The organism is Streptomyces kronopolitis (assembly GCF_050953795.1).
GTDB lineage: Bacteria > Actinomycetota > Actinomycetes > Streptomycetales > Streptomycetaceae > Streptomyces > Streptomyces kronopolitis_A.
On sequence record NZ_CP191850.1, the window covers coordinates 2,522,323 to 2,538,966 of the forward strand.

Consider the following 16,644-nt stretch of genomic DNA (forward strand, 5'->3'; position numbering starts at 1 on the left):
GCCGCATTGAAACTCGTTCTAGTTATAGTGGGGTGGGTGCCGGACGCCCGGCGGGACGAGAGGGGACCTGGATGACGACGCAGGTGACCGACCACCGGGGCGGGGTGTGGAGCATCGCCGTCCCCATCCCGGACAATCCGCTCGGCCACACCCTCGTCCACCTCCTGGAGACCGACCGGGGGCCGGTGCTCATCGACACCGGCTGGGACGACCCGGACTCCTGGGAGGCGCTCGCCGCCGGCGTCAGCGCCTGCGGCTTCGCCCTCACCGACCTCCACGGCGTGCTGATCACCCACCACCACCCCGACCACCACGGCCTCTCCGCCAAGGTGCGGGAGGCCTCCGGCGCCTGGATCGCGATGCACGCCGCGGACACCGCCGTGGTCCGCCGCACCCGCGAGGCCACGCCGGACCGCTGGCTCGGCCACCTCCTGGCCCAGCTCACCGCGGCCGGCGCACCCGAGGAACACCTGGCGCCGCTGCGCACCGCCCGGGCCCACGGCGGCGGCCGGATGCCCGGTCTGCGGGCCGCGCTGCCGGACCGCGGGATCGACCCCGGCGAGCTGCTCGATCTGCCGGGGCGCCGGCTGCGCGCCCTCTGGACACCGGGCCACACCCCGGGCCATGTGTGTCTGCACCTGGAGGAGGAGCACCCGGCGCGCCGTGGCGGCGGCTTCGGGCGGCTCTTCTCCGGCGACCACCTGCTGCCGGGGATCACCCCGCACATCGGCCTGTACGGGGATCCGCAGGCCGAGGACGGCTCCCCCGGGGAGGCCGCCGACCCCTTGGGCGACTATCTCGACTCCCTCGAACGGGTCGGCCGGCTCGACCCCGCCGAGGTGCTGCCCGCCCATCAGCACGCCTTCACCGACGCCGGCGGACGGGTGCGCGCGCTGCTCGCCCACCACGAGGAGCGGCTCGCCCGTCTCGGGGCGCTGCTGCACGAACCCCGCACGGCCTGGCAGCTCGCGACCGCCATGGAGTGGAACCGTCCCTGGGCGGAGATCCCCTACAGCTCCCGCACCATCGCCGTCTCGGAGGCCGAGGCGCATCTGCGCCGGCTGGTGAAACTGGGCCGGGCGGAGTGCCTACCGGGGCCCGGTCCCGTGCGGTACCAGGCGGTGGACGGAACGCCGTAGCCGGGTGCCGGCCGCGGCTCCGGGCATTTTCGTACGTGCGAGCGAAGGCCGGGTGGGCGCCGGTTAAGGTGTGCGGGACAACTTCATCCGTACCCGATCGGGGGAAGCCGGTGGAAATCCGGCGCTGACCCGCAACCGTGAGGACGGCCACCCCGCGACAGGCCCCCGGCCGGCGCGGACGGGCCGTACGAGCCGGAACACCCGAAGGGCACGGCCAAGGCTCGCGCCACCGCGCCCGCCCGCCCCCCGCGGACGGCCGGTGCGCGGCCCCGTCGAGGTATACGGAGCCGAGCCCGGTGCCACCCGCCCGATCCCTGCGGATCGGTGTGCGGGTGGGCGGCCGAGCGCGGCTGTGTGACCGCCGCGACCCGACCCGAGAGGCACCGACCCGATGGCTCCCACGGCTTTTTCGGCCCCCCAGGCCCCTTCGCCCCGCTCCGGCGCCCCGCTGCTGCGCCGCGCCACCACCGCTCTGGCCGCCGCGCTGGTGCTGGGCGCGGCCGCCGCCCCCGCGTACGCCGCGGGTGCACCGTCCCTGTCCGGGGCGCCGAAGAAGCTGCCCGACGGTCTGTACGGCACCAAGGACCCGCAGTACGACGGGGTGTGGCGGCAGTCGCTCGCGCTGCTGGCGCAGCACACCGTGGGGGTGCGTCCGGCGGCGCCGGCGGTGCGGTGGCTGGTGGGGCAGCAGTGCGCGGACGGCGCGTTCACCGCGTTCCGTGCCGAGCCGGGCAAGGCCTGTGACGCCAAGACGATGCGGGACACCAACCAGACGGCGGCCGCGGTGCAGGCGCTGGCCGCGCTGGGCGGGCAGGGCGACGCCGTGCGCAAGGCGGTGGGCTGGCTGAAGTCGGTGCAGAACGACGACGGCAGCTGGAGCTCGATGCCCGGCTCACCCGGCGACGCCAACTCCACCTCGGTGGTCATCGGGGCGCTCGCGGCGGCGGGGCAGAAGCCGGAGTCGGTGACGTCGAAGAAGGGCAAGAGCCCCTACGACGGGCTGTTGACCTTCCGGCTGGGCTGTGCGGGCAAGGAGGCGGCGCACGGCGCGTTCACCTTCCAGCTCAAGGGCGCGGCCCCGAACGCCGACGCCACCGCGGCCGCCGCGACCGGGGTGCTCGGCCGGGGCTTCGTCGTCGCGCCCGCCGCGCACCGTGCGCCCCTGACCCCGCCGGCCTGCAAGGACGGCGCGGACGCGAAGCCGGGCAAGGTCTCCGCGGCGAGGGCGGCGGACGGCGGCGCCGCCTATCTCGTCGCCCAGCTCGACGGGAACGGGCAGCATCTGGTCTCCGCGATGCCGGGCGCGAAGCCGCAGCCGGACGTCGGCAACACCGCGGACGCCGTGGTGGCGCTGGCGGCCGGCGGGCACGCCGCCGAGGCCCGCAAGCCGCTGGCCTGGCTGCGGAAGAACGCGGCGGACTGGGCGCGGCGGAACGGCCCGGCCGCGTACGCCCAGCTGGTGCTGGCCGCGCACGCCACCGGCAGCGACCCGCGCGCGTTCGGCGGCAGCGACCTGGTGACCGCGCTCAACGCCACCGGCCCGGCCCCGGCGTCGGTGCCGGGCAAGCACACCGGGGACGCCGACGCCTCCGCCGGGGACAGCGGCGGCAACACCGTGTGGTGGATCGTCGGTGTCGGTCTCGCCTTCGGCGCGGGCATCGGCTTCCTGCTCAGCGGCCGCCGGAAGAAGAGCACGTCGTGAGGCGCCGGGCCGCTCTCGCCGGGACCGCGCTGCTGGCCGGTGCGGTCACCGGCCTGGCCGCCGGGCCCGCCCAGGCCCAGGAGTACCGCTACTGGTCCTTCTGGGAGGGCGAGGGAAGCTCCTGGACGTACGCCTCCGAGGGGCCGGGCTCCCTGCGGCCGGCCGACGGCGCGGTCCTCGGGTTCCGCTTCACCGTCAGCGCCGATTCCGCCGCGGCCGGCAAGCCCCGTGGGGCCGCCGGTTTCGGCGCGATCTGCGCGGACACCCCGGCCGAGAAGGGCCGCAAGCGGGTCGGTGTCGTCGTGGACTTCGGCACCGCGGCGGACGCGCCCGGCGGCGAGCGGCCGCCGGCGTCCCGGACGAGGTGCGCGCAGGTCTCCGAGGACGCCTCGGCGGGCGAGGCGCTGGCGGCGGTCGCCCGGCCGCTGCGCTATGACGCGAGCGCCCTGTTGTGTGCCGTCGCCGGCTACCCGAAGGCGGGGTGCGCGGAGCAGGTGGACGGCTCGAAGGGCGCGAAGGGGGCGCCGTCCGCGGCGCCGTCCCCGGGGGCGGCGGACGGCGGGGACGACGGGGGGCCGTCCGCCGGGCTGTTCGGCGGGATCGCGGTCCTGGTCGTGCTGGGTGCGGCGGCCGGGTGGCAGCTCCGCCGCCGGCGCGGATGAGCGCCCCGCAGACGACCCGTACCACCGCGCTGCACGCCGGCGCCTGGTGGCTGTGGGCGCTCGGCCTGGCCACCGCGGCCTCCCGCACCACCGATCCGCTGCTGCTGGGGCTGCTGGTGGGGGTGGCCGGTTATGTCGTCGCGGCCCGCCGTACGCAGGCACCGTGGGCCCGTTCCTACGGTGCGTTCGTCAAGCTCGGCCTGGTCGTGATCGCCATCCGGCTGGTCTTCGCCTTCTTCCTGGGGTCCCCGATCCCCGGTACGCACACCCTGGTCACGCTGCCCGAAGTGCCGCTGCCCGACTGGGCGAAGGGCGTCCGGATCGGCGGCCGGGTCACCGCGGAGGCCATGGTCTTCGCGCTGTACGACGGGCTGAAGCTGGCCACCCTGCTGATCTGTGTGGGCGCCGCCAACGCGCTCGCCCACCCGGCGCGGCTGCTGAAGTCGCTGCCGGGCGCGCTCTACGAGGCGGGCGTCGCGGTCGTCGTGGCGATGACCTTCGCGCCGAATCTGGTCGCCGACGTGCAGCGGCTGCGGGCCGCCCGCCGGCTGCGCGGCCGCCCCGACCGCGGGTTGCGGGGGCTGCTCCAGGTCGGGGTGCCGGTGCTGGAGGGCGCGTTGGAGCGTTCGGTGGCGCTGGCCGCGGCCATGGACGCGCGCGGATACGGCCGCAGTGCAGAGGTGCCGCGGACCGTACGGCGCACCACCTCTGCCCTGACCCTGGGCGGGCTGCTGGGCATCTGCGCCGGAACGTACGGGCTGCTGGGCGCCTCGGGCGGCTACGGTCTGCCGCTGCTGCTGGCCGGGCTGGCGGCGGCGCTCGGCGGGCTGTGGCTCGGCGGCCGGCGGTCGGTGCGCAGCCGCTACCGGCCCGAGCGGTGGGGGGTGCGCGCCTGCCTGGTCGCGGGCTCCGGCATCGCCGTCGCCGCCCTGATGATCTGGGCCGGTGCCTATGCGCCCGCCGCGCTGCATCCGCCCGCGGTCCCGCTCACCGCCCCTGTCCTCCCCCTCTGGCCGGCCGTCTCCGTCCTGGTGGGACTGCTGCCCGCGTTCGTCGCCCCGCTCCCGCCGAGCGGGGACCGTGCGGACCGTGCCGTGTCCCGTGGCCGTGCCCCCGATGTCGGTCCGCGTGTGAAGGAGCCCACCCCGTGATCCGGTTCGAGCAGGTCTCGGTCACCTACGGCGACGCCGCGGCGCCGGCCGTCCAGGGCATCGACCTGACCGTCCCCGAGGGCGAGTTGTGCCTGCTGGTCGGGCCCTCGGGCGTCGGCAAGTCCACCCTGCTGAACGCCGTGTGCGGTCTGGTTCCGCACTTCACCGGCGGCACCCTGCACGGCCGGGTCACCGTCGACGGCCGGGACACCCGCACCCACAAGCCGCGTGAACTGGCCGATGTCGTCGGCACCGTGGGCCAGGACCCGCTGGCGCACTTCGTCACCGACACCGTCGAGGACGAGCTCGCCTACGGCATGGAGTCGCTGGGCCTGGCCCCCGACGTGATGCGCCGCCGGGTCGAGGAGACCCTTGATCTGCTGGGCCTGGCCGAGCTGCGCGACCGTGCCCTGGCCACCCTGTCCGGGGGCCAGCGGCAGCGGGTGGCGATCGGGTCGGTGCTGACCACCCACCCCAAGGTCCTGGTCCTCGACGAGCCGACCTCGGCGCTCGACCCGGCCGCCGCCGAGGAGGTGCTCGCCGTGCTCCAGCGTCTGGTCCACGACCTGGGCACCACGGTGCTGCTGGCCGAACACCGCCTGGAGCGCGTCGTCCAGTACGCCGACCAGGTCATCCTGCTTCCCTCCCCGGGCGCGGCCCCGGTGATGGGCGCGCCCGCCGACGTCATGGCCGTCTCCCCCGTGCACCCCCCGGTGGTGGCCCTCGGGCGCCTCGCGCACTGGTCCCCGCTCCCGCTGTCGGTACGTGACGCCCGCCGCAGGGCCGGCGCCCTGCGCGAGCGGCTGTCGGGGGTGGTGCCGCCGGCGCCGGGGGCGGGAACGCCGCCCCCGGGCGGCGCGGTCCCGGACGGGATCGCCGCGGAGGTCTGCGGGCTGGGGGTCCGGCGGGGGCGGGCCGAGGTGCTGCACGGGGTGGAGCTGACCGTGCGGCGCGGCGAGACCCTCGCGCTGATGGGCCGTAACGGGGCGGGGAAGTCGACGCTGCTGTCCACCCTCGTCGGGATGCACGAGCCGTCGTCCGGCGCGGTACGGGTCGGCGGTCTCGCCCCGCACCGCACCGGGCCCCGCGCGCTGCTGCGGCAGGTCGGTCTGGTCCCGCAGGAGCCCCGTGACCTGCTCTACGCGGACAGTGTCGCCGCCGAGTGCGCCGCGGCCGACCAGGACGCGGGTGCCCCGGCCGGCAGCTGCCGGGCCCAGGTCACCCGGCTGCTGCCGGACGTCCCGGACTCCGTCCACCCCCGCGATCTGTCCGAGGGCCAGCGCCTGGCCCTCGCCCTCGCGGTCGTGCTGACCGCCCGCCCGCCGCTGCTCCTGCTCGACGAGCCCACCCGCGGGCTGGACTACGCCGCGAAGGCCCGGCTGGTCGAGGTGCTGCGCACGCTGGCCGCCGAGGGCCACGCCATCGTCCTGGCCACCCACGATGTGGAGCTGGCCGCCGAACTCGCCCACCGGGTGGTGATCCTGGCCGAGGGGGAGATCGTCGCCGACGGGCCCACCGAGGAGGTCGTGGTCTCCTCGCCGTCCTTCGCGCCGCAGGTCGCCAAGGTCCTGGCGCCGCTGCCCTGGCTGACCGTGCCGCAGGTGGCCGACGCGCTGGAGGCCACCGCATGAGCGGGCATCCACACCTCACCGGAGACGACGGGCCGCCGTCGGGCCCGGGGCGCCGGGTGCGTGCCGTGCGCCTGGGCCCCCGTTCCGTCGCCGCGCTGTGCCTGATCTCGGCCATCGGCGTGATGGCCTTCGGCTGGCCGCTGCTGGCCGACTCCGCGTCCGGTCTGGCCCATTCCCAGGACGCGCCCTGGCTGTTCGCGGCGCTGCTGCCGATGCTGCTCGCCGTCGTCGTGGCGACCATCGCCGACACCGGCCTGGACGCGAAGGCCATCGCCATGCTCGGGGTGCTGGCCGCGGCCGGGGCGGCGTTGCGGCCGCTGGGTGCGGGGACGGCCGGCATCGAGCCGATGTTCTTCCTGATGGTGCTGGCCGGGCGGGTGCTCGGGCCGGGGTTCGGGTTCGTGCTGGGGTCGGTGGCGATGTTCGCGTCGGCGCTGCTGACCGGTGGTGTCGGGCCCTGGATGCCGTTCCAGATGCTGACGATGGGGTGGGTGTCGATGGGCGCCGGCCTGCTGCCCGGGCCCGACCGGCTGCGCGGCCGCCGTGAACTGGCCCTGCTCGCCGCCTACGGAGCCGTCTCCGCCGTCCTGTACGGCCTGGTCATGAACCTCCAGGGGTGGCCCTACATCGGCGGCCTGGCCTCGGGGGTCTCCTTCGTCCCCGGCGACCCGGTCGGGCAGAACCTCACCCGCTTCCTCGCCTACTGCCTCGCCACCTCCCTGGGCTGGGATCTGCCCCGTGCCGTGGTCACGGTGGTGCTCACCTTCGTGCTGGGCGGCACGGTGCTCAAGGCGCTGCGTCGCGCCACCCGCCGTGCCGCCTTCGACGCCCCCGTCTCCTTCGGCCCCGGCCCGTCCCGGGAGGCCGGCTCCCCGTGAGCCGTCCCGCTACAGCCGCTGGATGATCGTCCCGGTCGCCAGCGCGCCGCCCGCGCACATGGTGATCAGGGCGAACTCCTTGTCCCGGCGTTCGAGTTCGTGGAGCGCGGTGGCCAGGAGCCGGGCGCCGGTGGCGCCGACCGGGTGCCCCAGGGCGATGGCCCCGCCGTTCACGTTCACCTTCTCCAGGTCCTGGTCGAAGGTCTGCGCCCAGGAGAGCACCACGGAGGCGAAGGCCTCGTTGATCTCGACGAGGTCGATGTCCTTCAGGGACATCCCGGCCTTGCCGAGCACCGCGCGGGTGGCGTCGATGGGCCCGTCGAGATGGAAGTGCGGGTCGGAGCCGACCAGCGCCTGCGCCACGATCCGGGCGCGCGGCTTGAGCTTGAGGGCGCGGGCCATCCGCTTGGAGGCCCACATGACCGCGGCGGCGCCGTCGGAGATCTGCGAGGAGTTGCCCGCGGTGTGGACGGCGGTCGGCATCACGGGCTTGAGGCCGGCCAGCGCCTCCATGCTGGTGTCGCGCAGCCCCTCGTCCCGGTCGACCAGCCGCCACATGCCCTGGCCCGCGGCCTGTTCCTCCTCGGTGGTGGGCACCTGGACGGCGAAGGTCTCCCGTTTGAAGCGCTCCTCGGCCCAGGCGGCGGCCGCCCGCTCCTGTGAGATCAGGCCGAGCGAGTCGACGTTCTCGCGGGTCAGCCCCCGGTGGCGGGCGATGCGTTCGGCCGCCTCGAACTGGTTGGGCAGATCGACGTTCCACTCGTCCGGCCAGGGCTTGCCGGGCCCGTGCTTGGAGGCGCTGCCGAGCGGCACCCGGGACATCGCCTCGACCCCGCAGCCGATGCCGACGTCGATGACGCCGCTCGCGATCATGTTGGCGACCATGTGGTTAGCTTGCTGGGAGGATCCGCACTGGCAGTCCACGGTGGTCGCGGCGGTCTCGTACGGAAGGCCCATCGCCAGCCAGGCGTTGCGGGCCGGGTTCATGGACTGTTCCCCGGCGTGGGTGACGGTGCCGCTGACGATCTGTTCGATGCAGTCGGGCTGGATGCCCGTACGGGAGAGGAGTTCGCGGTAGGTCTCGCCCAGGAGATAGGCGGGGTGGAGGTTGGCGAGGGCGCCCTGGCGCCTGCCGATCGGGGTGCGTACTGCTTCGACGATGACGGGTTCCGCGGCCATGACTGACTCGTCCTCTCCTCGCGTCCGCGGGTCCCGGCACCCACGGAAGAAGAACTAGTACGCGTTCTAGTTCCACGACAGTCTCATGAGCCGTCCCCCGGGGCGCAAGGGGCCTGCAACGCCCTTGTCCGCACGGGGAGTCGCCGTGGCTCTTGCGACCTGGAGAACTCGTCACTACCTTCACCGCGATCCATGACCTGATGAACCGTCAGAAATTTCGGATGGACCAGGAGTCGCCGATGCCATGCCCAGCGTTGCCCGACGGGTTCGACTTCACCGACCCCGACGTCTACCGGACCCGTGTCCCGCTCCCCGAGTTCGCACAGCTGCGGCAGACCGCTCCCGTGTGGTGGAACGCCCAGCCGCACGGCATCGCCGGCTTCGGCGACGACGGCTACTGGGTCGTCACCCGGCACCAGGACGTCAAGGAGGTGTCCACCAAGCCGGAGCTCTTCTCCGCCAGCCGCAACACCTCGATCATCCGGTTCAACGCGTCCATGACCCGTGAGCAGATCGACGTACAGAAACTCATCATGCTCAACATGGACCCGCCCGAGCACACCCGGGTCCGGCAGATCGTGCAGCGCGGCTTCACCCCGCGCGCCATCCGCGGCCTGGAGGAGGCACTGCGCCGCCGGGCGGCACACATCGTCGACGAGGCGCGCCGCGGCGGCACCGGGGACTTCGTCACCGACATCGCCTGCGAACTCCCCCTCCAGGCCATCGCGGAGCTGATCGGCATCCCGCAGGACGACCGGGCCCGCATCTTCGACTGGTCCAACAAGATGGTCGCGTACGACGACCCCGAGCTGGCGATCACCGAAGAGGTCGGCGCCAACGCGGCCATGGAGCTGATCTCATACGCGATGAACCTCGCCGCGGCGCGCAAGGAGTGCCCCGCCGAGGACATCGTCAGCCGGCTGGTGGCGGCCGAGCACGAGGGGAACCTCGGCTCCGACGAGTTCGGCTTCTTCGTGCTGCTGCTGGCGGTGGCCGGCAACGAGACGACGCGCAATGCCATCACCCACGGGATGCACGCCTTCCTGACCCACCCCGAGCAGTGGGAACTCTTCAAGCGCGAGCGCCCGGAGACCGCGGCCGAGGAGATCGTGCGGTGGGCGACGCCGGTGGTCTCCTTCCAGCGCACCGCCACCCAGGACACCGAACTCGGCGGCGCGAAGATCAAGGAGGGGCAGCGGGTGGGGATCTTCTACTCGTCCGCCAACCACGACCCGGAGGTCTTCACCGACCCCGAGGTCTTCGACATCACCCGCGACCCCAACCCGCATCTGGGATTCGGCGGCGGCGGGCCGCACTTCTGCCTCGGGAAGTCCCTCGCGGTGCTGGAGATCAACCTGATCTTCAACGCCCTCGCGGACGCCATGCCGGACATCACCCTGGCGGGCAGCCCGCGCCGGCTGCGCTCTGCCTGGCTCAACGGCGTCAAGGAACTCCGGGTGCACTACGGCTGACCGACCGGCCGGCGGCACCGGCGAGGAGCGGCAGGGGCGCGCACCCGGAGGTACGGGTGGGCGCCCCGCCGTCATGCGGGGGCGGAACCGGTGCGGCGCCCGGCGCGCGAGGGGCGGGCCGGAAAAACCGGGCGCGCGGTATGTCCGAAACCGGCCGCCACCTCAGCCTTGTCAGTTGTCATGCTCAGACTTACATTCAACTCACCGGTAACACTTGGCAGTTCGGCATCCTCGCGCACCGCTCGGCACCGTCTCCGGCCGGAGGGCACGTTCTTCCCCACACCCGCACCCGCCGGCCCCGCGCGTCGCCGACCCACGCGAGACGCCGCACCCCCGCAGAAGGCCGCACCCACGCCGCACCCCGCACCCCGCACGGCCCTCCCCCACACGGTTCGACAGCGCGCTCTCTTGCTCTTCGAAGGGGACCCACCGTTATGAAGGACACACACGGCAGACCCGTCACGGGACGCATCAGATGGCGCAGGTTCGCCGCGCTGTCCGTCCCGGCCCTCGTCGGCACCGCCGCCCTGGGCATCGCTCTGGCCAACGGGGCGCTGGCGGCCTCGTTCGCCGTCTCGGGACAGCAGTTCAAGGTTTCCGCCGACAGCCTCACGGGCGACGGCTTCGCCCAGTACGGCAGCGTCGACACCAACGCCAGGGGAGATCTCCTGCCGGTCGCCGTCACCGCCATCAAGTCCGCACGGATGCACCATCTGTGCCAGTCGGTGGTGACACATCTGCCCGTCATCGGCGACATCTCGCTCCACCTCAGCGCCGGTACGGGCAGCACGCCCGTCGAGGCGACCAACCTGTTCGTGGACGCCACCCAGCTCTCCGGCGACGCCTCGTTCCACGGCATCGAGATCGGCCGGGACGCCTCCACCCTCGACAAGGGACCGGACAGCGGCCAGGGCATGCAGGACCTCTTCGCCCAGCAGGCCGACGACGTCAGCATCAACAGCCTGCGGCAGACGGCCTGGGCCACCAACGCGGGGACCTTCAAGCTCTCCGGCCTGAACATGAAGATCTCCAAGGGCACCAAGGAATGCTTCTGACCTGGCGGCGCTGGCGGAAGGGCCGGCCCTTCTGGGGCGGTCTGACGGCGGTCCTCGCCGGCGTCGAGATCTGCGCCCTGCCCCTGGCGCCGCTGAAGATCATGCTGCAACAGGGCATCGCCGGCATCCCGTCCGTGCTGATGGGGCTGGTGATGATCGTGATGGGGCTCTCGGCGTGGTTCGCCCCGCACTACCGGGGCATGGCGGGGGTGCTCACGGTGCTGTGCGCGGCGGCCGCGCTGGTGATGTCCAACCTCGGGGGCTTTCTGCTCGGCACCGTCCTCGGGATTCTCGGCGGCTCGATGATCTTCGCCTGGCAGCCGGCCGCCCCCGCGGAACCGGGCGCCCCCACGGCGTCCGGCGACCCCGCGGCCCCCGAGGCCCCTGCGGCACCCACCCCCCTTGAAGGAGACCCACGATGACGATGACGCACCCCGCCCGCCCCACCCACCGCAGACGCGTGTGGTGGGCCGCCGGCACCGGGATCACCGCGGCCCTGGCCCTGCCGTTGGCCGTGACGGGCCCGGCGGCGGCACTGCCCGCCGAAGCAGCGCCGCTCGCCCCGTCCACGACCGTGCTCCCGGCGGGTCACGGCTTCACCGCCACGCTCAGCGGCAAGGCCACCTTCAAGGCCGGTTCGGTGACGGTGACCTGCACGACCTCGACCTCCAGCGGGCAGGTCCCGGCCGCCCCCGGCAACCACAACGCGGCCGGACCGGTGAGCAGTTCCACCACTCCGGCGACCTACGGCTCCTGCACGACGAGCCTGCCGGGGGTCAGCGCGACCGTCACCACGAGCGGCACCTGGGGCGTCGCCATGCAGATGGGGGCGCCGGTGACCGCCGGACTGACCATCCCCACCGGCGGCTTCGTCCTCAAGACCAGCGGGCTGGCGTCCTGCACGGTCACCGCGGCCCCCACCGCGGCGGCGACGGTGCCCGGCACCTGGGCCAACGGCGCACCCTCCACGCTCACCTTCACCAACGCGGCGGTGCCGGTGAAGGTCGTGGGCGGGTTCGGCTGCCCGACCACCGCGACCAGCTCGATCTTCAACGCCACCTACAAGGTCGCCGACACCACCGCCCCCGCCTCCCAGATCACCGTCACCGACTGAGCGGCGCGCCACCGGCACTCCGGCCCGGGTGACGGCCGTGCCCCGCACGGGCGTCACCCTCGGCACACCCCGGACGTCCTTCTCCGCACCCGGCCCGGGGCGCCCCCTCAGCGCACGGCCATCCCGGCGACCGCCACCGTCACCAGCGCCGCCACGGCCAGCGTGCCGCCGAGGACCGCGCTGATCAGCCGTCGCCGCAGGGCCCGGTAGACGTCCTCGTACTCGGTCCGCAGGGTGGCGCTGCGGTGTGCGATGCGCTCCAGATACGCCCAGGAGGCGTCGCGCTGGTCGCGGCAGTAGTGCAGCTCCACCTCCCGGCGCTGGGTGTCGGTGAGCCAGGGCAGACCGGCGCAGAAGGCCTCCGCGCGACGGCGTGCCCGGTCCTTCTCCGCCTCCCGGAGGAGAAATCCCTCGATCTCGTTGATGGCCCGGCCCATCGCCGTGCCGTCGGCCTCCGGCATCTCTCCGGGGTGCGGCAGCGCTGTCCCGCCGGGCAGCTCGCCGCCCGTGCGTGCGCCTTCGCCGTTCCGCCGTCCCCGGCCCCGCTGCGTTCCCTCGTTCATGTGCGGGCCCCGATTCCGGTGGTGGGCGCGTCCTCGGCGTCCGCCGAGGCCTCGATCTCGCGTCCGATCTCCGGGTGGTGCAGATCGAAGGCCGGGGATTCGGAGCGAATACGCGGCAGCGTACGGAAGTTGTGCCGGGGAGGCGGGCAGGACGTCGCCCATTCCAGCGAACGGCCGTATCCCCACGGATCGTCGACCTCGACCTTTTCGCCGTACTTCGCGGTCTTCCACACGTTGTAGAGGAACGGCAGCAGGGACAGTCCGAGGAGGAAGGAGAAGATGCTGGAGACGGTGTTCAGGGTGGTGAATCCGTCGGCCGCGAGATAGTCGGGGATACGCCGCACCATTCCTTCCGCACCCAGCCAGTGCTGGACGAGGAAGGTGCCGTGGAAGCCCACGAACAGCGTCCAGAACGTGATCTTGCCCAGCCGCTCGTCCAGCATCTTGCCGGTCATCTTCGGCCACCAGAAATGGAACCCGGCGAACATCGCGAAGACCACCGTGCCGAACACCACGTAGTGGAAGTGCGCCACCACGAAGTACGAGTCCGAGACATGGAAGTCCATCGGCGGCGAGGCCAGGATGACACCGGTCAGACCACCGAACGTGAAGGTGATCAAAAAGCCGATCGCCCACAGCATCGGCGTCTCGAAGGACAGTGAGCCCTTCCACATCGTGCCGATCCAGTTGAAGAACTTCACACCCGTCGGCACCGCGATCAGGAACGTCATGAACGAGAAGAACGGCAACAGCACGCCGCCCGTCACATACATGTGGTGCGCCCACACCGTCACCGACAGACCAGCGATCGACACCGTCGCCGCGATCAGACCGACGTAACCGAACATCGGCTTCCGGGAGAACACCGGAATGACCTCGGAAATGATGCCGAAGAACGGCAGGGCGATGATGTACACCTCCGGATGGCCGAAGAACCAGAAGAGGTGCTGCCAGAGCAACGCACCGCCGTTCGCGGCATCGAAGACGTGCGCCCCGAATTTACGGTCCGCCTCCAGCGCGAGCAGCGCCGCCGCCAGCACCGGGAAAGCCAGCAGCGCCAACACCGCGGTCAGCAGCACATTCCAGCAGAAGATCGGCATCCGGAACATCGTCATGCCGGGTGCCCGCATGCAGATGATCGTCGTGATGAAGTTGACCGAACCGAGGATCGTGCCGAAGCCGGAGAAGGCCAGACCCATGATCCACATATCGGCGCCGATTCCGGGGGAATGCACGGAATCGGACAGCGGCGCATAGGCGAACCAGCCGAAGTCGGCCGCGCCCTGCGGCGTCAGGAACGCGCCCACCGCGATGAGCGAGCCGAAGAGATAGAGCCAATAGGCGAACATGTTCAGCCGGGGAAAGGCGACATCGGGCGCGCCGATCTGCAGCGGCATGATCCAGTTCGCGAATCCGGCGAACAGCGGCGTCGCGAACATCAGCAGCATGATCGTGCCGTGCATCGTGAACGCCTGGTTGAACTGCTCGTTCGACATGATCTGGTGGCCGGGCCGGGCCAGTTCGGCGCGCATCACCAGCGCCAGCAGCCCGCCGACGCAGAAGAACGCGAACGCGGTGGCCAGGTAGAGCGTGCCGATCGTCTTGTGGTCGGTGGTCGTCAGCCACTTCACGGGAAACCTCATGCCCGTCAGGTGTCCGGCACCGCCGCGTCCTTCACCGCCCGCGGCACCCGGGGCCCGCGGGCGGGGGTGGGAAGTCTCACCGGGCCGGGTGTGATGATCAGGTCCATGCCGGACACCAAGGGTTCATGAGCACGGACGACGCCTTCGCCGAGGCCTATCGCGCGCACTACTGGGCGGTCAGCCGCTTCGTGGCGCGACGGCTGGACGGGCAGGCACACGAGGTCGAGGAAGTCGTGGCGGAGGTCTTCTCCACCGCCTGGCGACGCCGCGCCGAACTCCCCGACGCGCCACTGCCCTGGCTGTACGGGGTGGCCCGGAACTGTCTGGCCAACACCGTGCGGGGGAAGGGCCGATACCGGCGGCTGCTGCACCGGCTCGGCCACCACGAGGCGGCGCACCAGCGGCAGCCCGTGGACAACGGCCCGGCGGCGGAGCGGCCCGGGTCCTGGGTGCACGAGGCGCTGGCCCGCCTCTCCCCCGCCGACCAGGAGGTGCTGCGGCTGACCGCCTGGGAGGAACTGACCGTCGGGGAACTGGCGGTGACCCTCGGGTGCGGACAGAGCGCGGCCGCCATGCGTCTGCACCGGGCGCGCGGCCGGCTCCGTACGCAGATAGAACGGATGCAGACGGCGCGCCCGCGGCGCGACGACTCCGCCGGGAGCGAGGACACCGCGGGGACGGGAGGAGATCACCGAGCCAAGGGCGGCACGCGGACCAAGGGCGACGGCCCGGCCGGTGCGCCACCGCCCGCGACGAGGCCCGAGGCGCCGCCGCCTGTCCCCCGCCCGGCCGCCCGCCCCACGCTCCCCCTCCCCCTGACCCCCCACCCCGTACCGACCCGAGCGGGAGGCCGCCGCCGTGACTGACGAACTGGAGCTGCTGCGGCAGGCCGACCCCGCCCCGGCCGGCGACGGCCCCTGGCGCGACCGTCCGCTGACCGCCCGGGCGGAGCACCGGCTGACGGAGCTGACGAAGCCGGCGGACCCGGTGGAGCCGGCGACCGGCGGCGGCCGCCGTACCCGCCCGCGCCCCGTGCCCCGGCGGCGGCTGGTGCTGGGCCTGACCGCCGCGTCACTGGCCGCCGTCGCCGCCCTCGCACTCACCTTCTCCGGCGCCGGCAGCACCCCCGCCGTCGCCGCGCCCGCCGCCCTCACCCTGCACACCGGCGCCCCGTCCGTCTCGCTGGACACCCTCGCCCGGCGGGCGGCGGCCCGGGCACGGTCGGCCGGCCCCGCGGACGGGCCGCGGCGCGGCAGCCATCTGCAGACCTGGTACATGCACATGCAGACCGGCCCGCACGCCGCGCCGCCGATCACCGTGCCCGAGGAGCGGATCACCCACTGGAACGCCGACGGCAGCGGCTCGGAACTGGTCGTCGCCACCGACCCCCGGCACCCGGGCCGCCCGGTGATCCACGACAACGACGGCGACTGGCGGCAGGTCAGCGACGGCGAGGTCCTGCACGACACCACCTATCCGGCCGGCTCGGAGGCCCGGCACAGCGGCCTGGCCTCCCGCACCCGGCCCTCGACGGACCCCGCGAAGCTGCGCGAACAGCTGTCGTGGCTCTACGGCGGACCGGACGGCAACCGCACCACGGGGGAGCTCCTCTCGGCGCTCTCCTCGTTCCGCCAGGAGTGGACGCCGGGCCCCCGGGAGACCGCGGCCATCGTCCGGATGCTGGCCGACGCGGGCGGGCTGCGCCAGGCGGGCACGGTCACCGACCGGCTGGGCCGGCGCGGACAGGCGTATGTGTACGACGGCCCCGACGGCGCCATGGACACCACCCGCCAGATGGCGATCTTCGACCCGCGCACCGGCGAACTGCTGGGCCTGGAGGTCACCTTCACCAAGAGCCGGCCGGAGTTCAAGATCAGGTCCGGTGAGGTGATGTCGTACGAGGCATGGATGCCGTGACCGACGGGGCGCAAGTGGCGTGACCGGCGGGGCGCAGGTGCCATGACGGACCAGGCTCGGGCCCCGTGACGGAGGGGCGCAGGCGCCGCGCCAGGGAACGAGGCGCAGGCCCCCGCCACCCCACCGGGCCCACCTCCGAGTGGCGGGGCGGCCGGTCATGGCTGATCCTTGAGAGAACGCGACGATCCACCTCGGCGCGGCGGTGCGCAGTGTGCCGCCGCGCCGTTCGCGTGCCCGGCCCGCCCCGGCCGTGCGCCGCCCCTCCCCCGCGTGGCACACGCCACAATCCCGCCGACGGTTGCAGCGGATCGCCGCGATATGGATCACAGAGATAAGTGCCGGAAATTGTTCACACAGAGTGCGTTTCCCCAGCATGGAGCGGGTATACGGCCGTCTGCGCGGTCATCCGCACACCATCCGTGATGATCCGGTCTGCCCCTATGGTCGACCTTTGCCCGTCGCTCCCACGACGGGCTCTGGCCCGCCACGCCATGGCGGGCGGTGTCATGTTGTCGTCCAAAGAGAGCGCAGGCGAGCG

The 16,644-nt window shown here is 73.1% G+C and carries 14 protein-coding genes, 1 pseudogene and 1 riboswitch; of the genes and pseudogenes, 12 read left to right on the forward strand and 3 right to left on the reverse strand.

Features of this window, described 5'->3' with window-relative positions; translation table 11 throughout:
* The first annotated feature begins 71 nt into the window (after nt 1-71).
* The 6 genes from ACQP17_RS10980 to ACQP17_RS11005 all read left to right on the forward strand — a co-directional run bounded on the left by ACQP17_RS10980 (nt 72) and on the right by ACQP17_RS11005 (nt 7,163).
* Complete coding sequence (locus ACQP17_RS10980) at nt 72-1,139, forward strand: MBL fold metallo-hydrolase (RefSeq protein WP_433856101.1); 1,068 nt, start codon at nt 72-74, stop codon at nt 1,137-1,139.
* 43 nt (nt 1,140-1,182) lie between these two features.
* Nucleotides 1,183-1,327: riboswitch (cobalamin riboswitch) on the forward strand.
* A gap of 203 nt (nt 1,328-1,530) precedes the next feature.
* Nucleotides 1,531-2,841 (forward strand): prenyltransferase/squalene oxidase repeat-containing protein, encoded by a 1,311-nt coding sequence (locus ACQP17_RS10985; RefSeq protein ID WP_433856102.1) that lies wholly within the window; start codon nt 1,531-1,533, stop codon nt 2,839-2,841.
* A complete protein-coding gene (locus ACQP17_RS10990) occupies nt 2,838-3,503 on the forward strand; it encodes an SCO2322 family protein (RefSeq protein WP_433856103.1) in 666 nt (221 codons plus the stop codon). The genes ACQP17_RS10985 and ACQP17_RS10990 overlap by 4 nt, the downstream gene beginning before the upstream one ends.
* Nucleotides 3,500-4,654: a CbiQ family ECF transporter T component gene (locus tag ACQP17_RS10995; RefSeq protein ID WP_433859886.1), complete on the forward strand. Its 1,155-nt coding sequence runs from the start codon at nt 3,500-3,502 to the stop codon at nt 4,652-4,654. Before ACQP17_RS10990 ends, ACQP17_RS10995 begins: the two co-directional genes overlap by 4 nt.
* On the forward strand, nt 4,651-6,285 hold the full coding sequence (locus tag ACQP17_RS11000; RefSeq protein WP_433856104.1) for an ABC transporter ATP-binding protein: 1,635 nt from the start codon (nt 4,651-4,653) through the stop codon (nt 6,283-6,285). Before ACQP17_RS10995 ends, ACQP17_RS11000 begins: the two co-directional genes overlap by 4 nt.
* Entirely contained in the window at nt 6,282-7,163 is an 882-nt protein-coding gene (locus tag ACQP17_RS11005) for an ECF transporter S component (RefSeq protein WP_433856105.1), read from the forward strand. Before ACQP17_RS11000 ends, ACQP17_RS11005 begins: the two co-directional genes overlap by 4 nt.
* 9 nt (nt 7,164-7,172) lie before the next feature.
* Here the strand turns inward: ACQP17_RS11005 and ACQP17_RS11010 are convergent, their stop codons facing one another.
* Complete coding sequence (locus ACQP17_RS11010; protein ID WP_364883796.1) at nt 7,173-8,342, reverse strand: steroid 3-ketoacyl-CoA thiolase; 1,170 nt, start codon at nt 8,340-8,342, stop codon at nt 7,173-7,175.
* Nucleotides 8,343-8,581: 239 nt separating this feature from the next.
* On the opposite strand from ACQP17_RS11010, the gene ACQP17_RS11015 reads away from it, so the two are divergent.
* The 4 genes from ACQP17_RS11015 to ACQP17_RS11030 all read left to right on the forward strand — a co-directional run bounded on the left by ACQP17_RS11015 (nt 8,582) and on the right by ACQP17_RS11030 (nt 11,983).
* Nucleotides 8,582-9,814: a cytochrome P450 gene (locus ACQP17_RS11015; RefSeq protein WP_433856106.1), complete on the forward strand. Its 1,233-nt coding sequence runs from the start codon at nt 8,582-8,584 to the stop codon at nt 9,812-9,814.
* 434 nt (nt 9,815-10,248) lie between these two features.
* Nucleotides 10,249-10,869, forward strand: a complete 621-nt coding sequence (locus ACQP17_RS11020) for a DUF6230 family protein (protein ID WP_433856107.1) — start codon at nt 10,249-10,251, stop codon at nt 10,867-10,869.
* On the forward strand, nt 10,860-11,291 hold the full coding sequence (locus ACQP17_RS11025) for a DUF6114 domain-containing protein (protein ID WP_433856108.1): 432 nt from the start codon (nt 10,860-10,862) through the stop codon (nt 11,289-11,291). Before ACQP17_RS11020 ends, ACQP17_RS11025 begins: the two co-directional genes overlap by 10 nt.
* Nucleotides 11,288-11,983 (forward strand): hypothetical protein, encoded by a 696-nt coding sequence (locus tag ACQP17_RS11030; protein ID WP_433856109.1) that lies wholly within the window; start codon nt 11,288-11,290, stop codon nt 11,981-11,983. Before ACQP17_RS11025 ends, ACQP17_RS11030 begins: the two co-directional genes overlap by 4 nt.
* 107 nt (nt 11,984-12,090) lie before the next feature.
* On the opposite strand, the gene ACQP17_RS11035 is transcribed toward ACQP17_RS11030, so the two are convergent.
* Both ACQP17_RS11035 and ctaD read right to left on the reverse strand, forming a co-directional pair.
* A complete protein-coding gene (locus ACQP17_RS11035; RefSeq protein WP_433856110.1) occupies nt 12,091-12,546 on the reverse strand; it encodes a hypothetical protein in 456 nt (151 codons plus the stop codon).
* Nucleotides 12,543-14,189 carry an aa3-type cytochrome oxidase subunit I gene (gene ctaD, locus ACQP17_RS11040; RefSeq protein WP_433856111.1) on the reverse strand — a complete coding sequence of 549 codons (1,647 nt, stop codon included), beginning with the start codon at nt 14,187-14,189 and terminating at the stop codon, nt 12,543-12,545. The genes ACQP17_RS11035 and ctaD overlap by 4 nt, the downstream gene beginning before the upstream one ends.
* A 125-nt stretch (nt 14,190-14,314) precedes the next feature.
* Between ctaD and ACQP17_RS11045 the strand changes: the two are divergent.
* Together ACQP17_RS11045 and ACQP17_RS11050 are read left to right on the forward strand one after the other, a co-directional pair.
* A pseudogene (locus tag ACQP17_RS11045) lies at nt 14,315-14,851 on the forward strand (RNA polymerase sigma factor); the annotation flags it as partial.
* 196 nt (nt 14,852-15,047) lie between these two features.
* Nucleotides 15,048-16,106, forward strand: coding sequence for a CU044_5270 family protein (locus ACQP17_RS11050; RefSeq protein WP_433856112.1), 1,059 nt, complete (start codon nt 15,048-15,050; stop codon nt 16,104-16,106).
* The last annotated feature ends 538 nt before the right edge of the window (nt 16,107-16,644 follow it).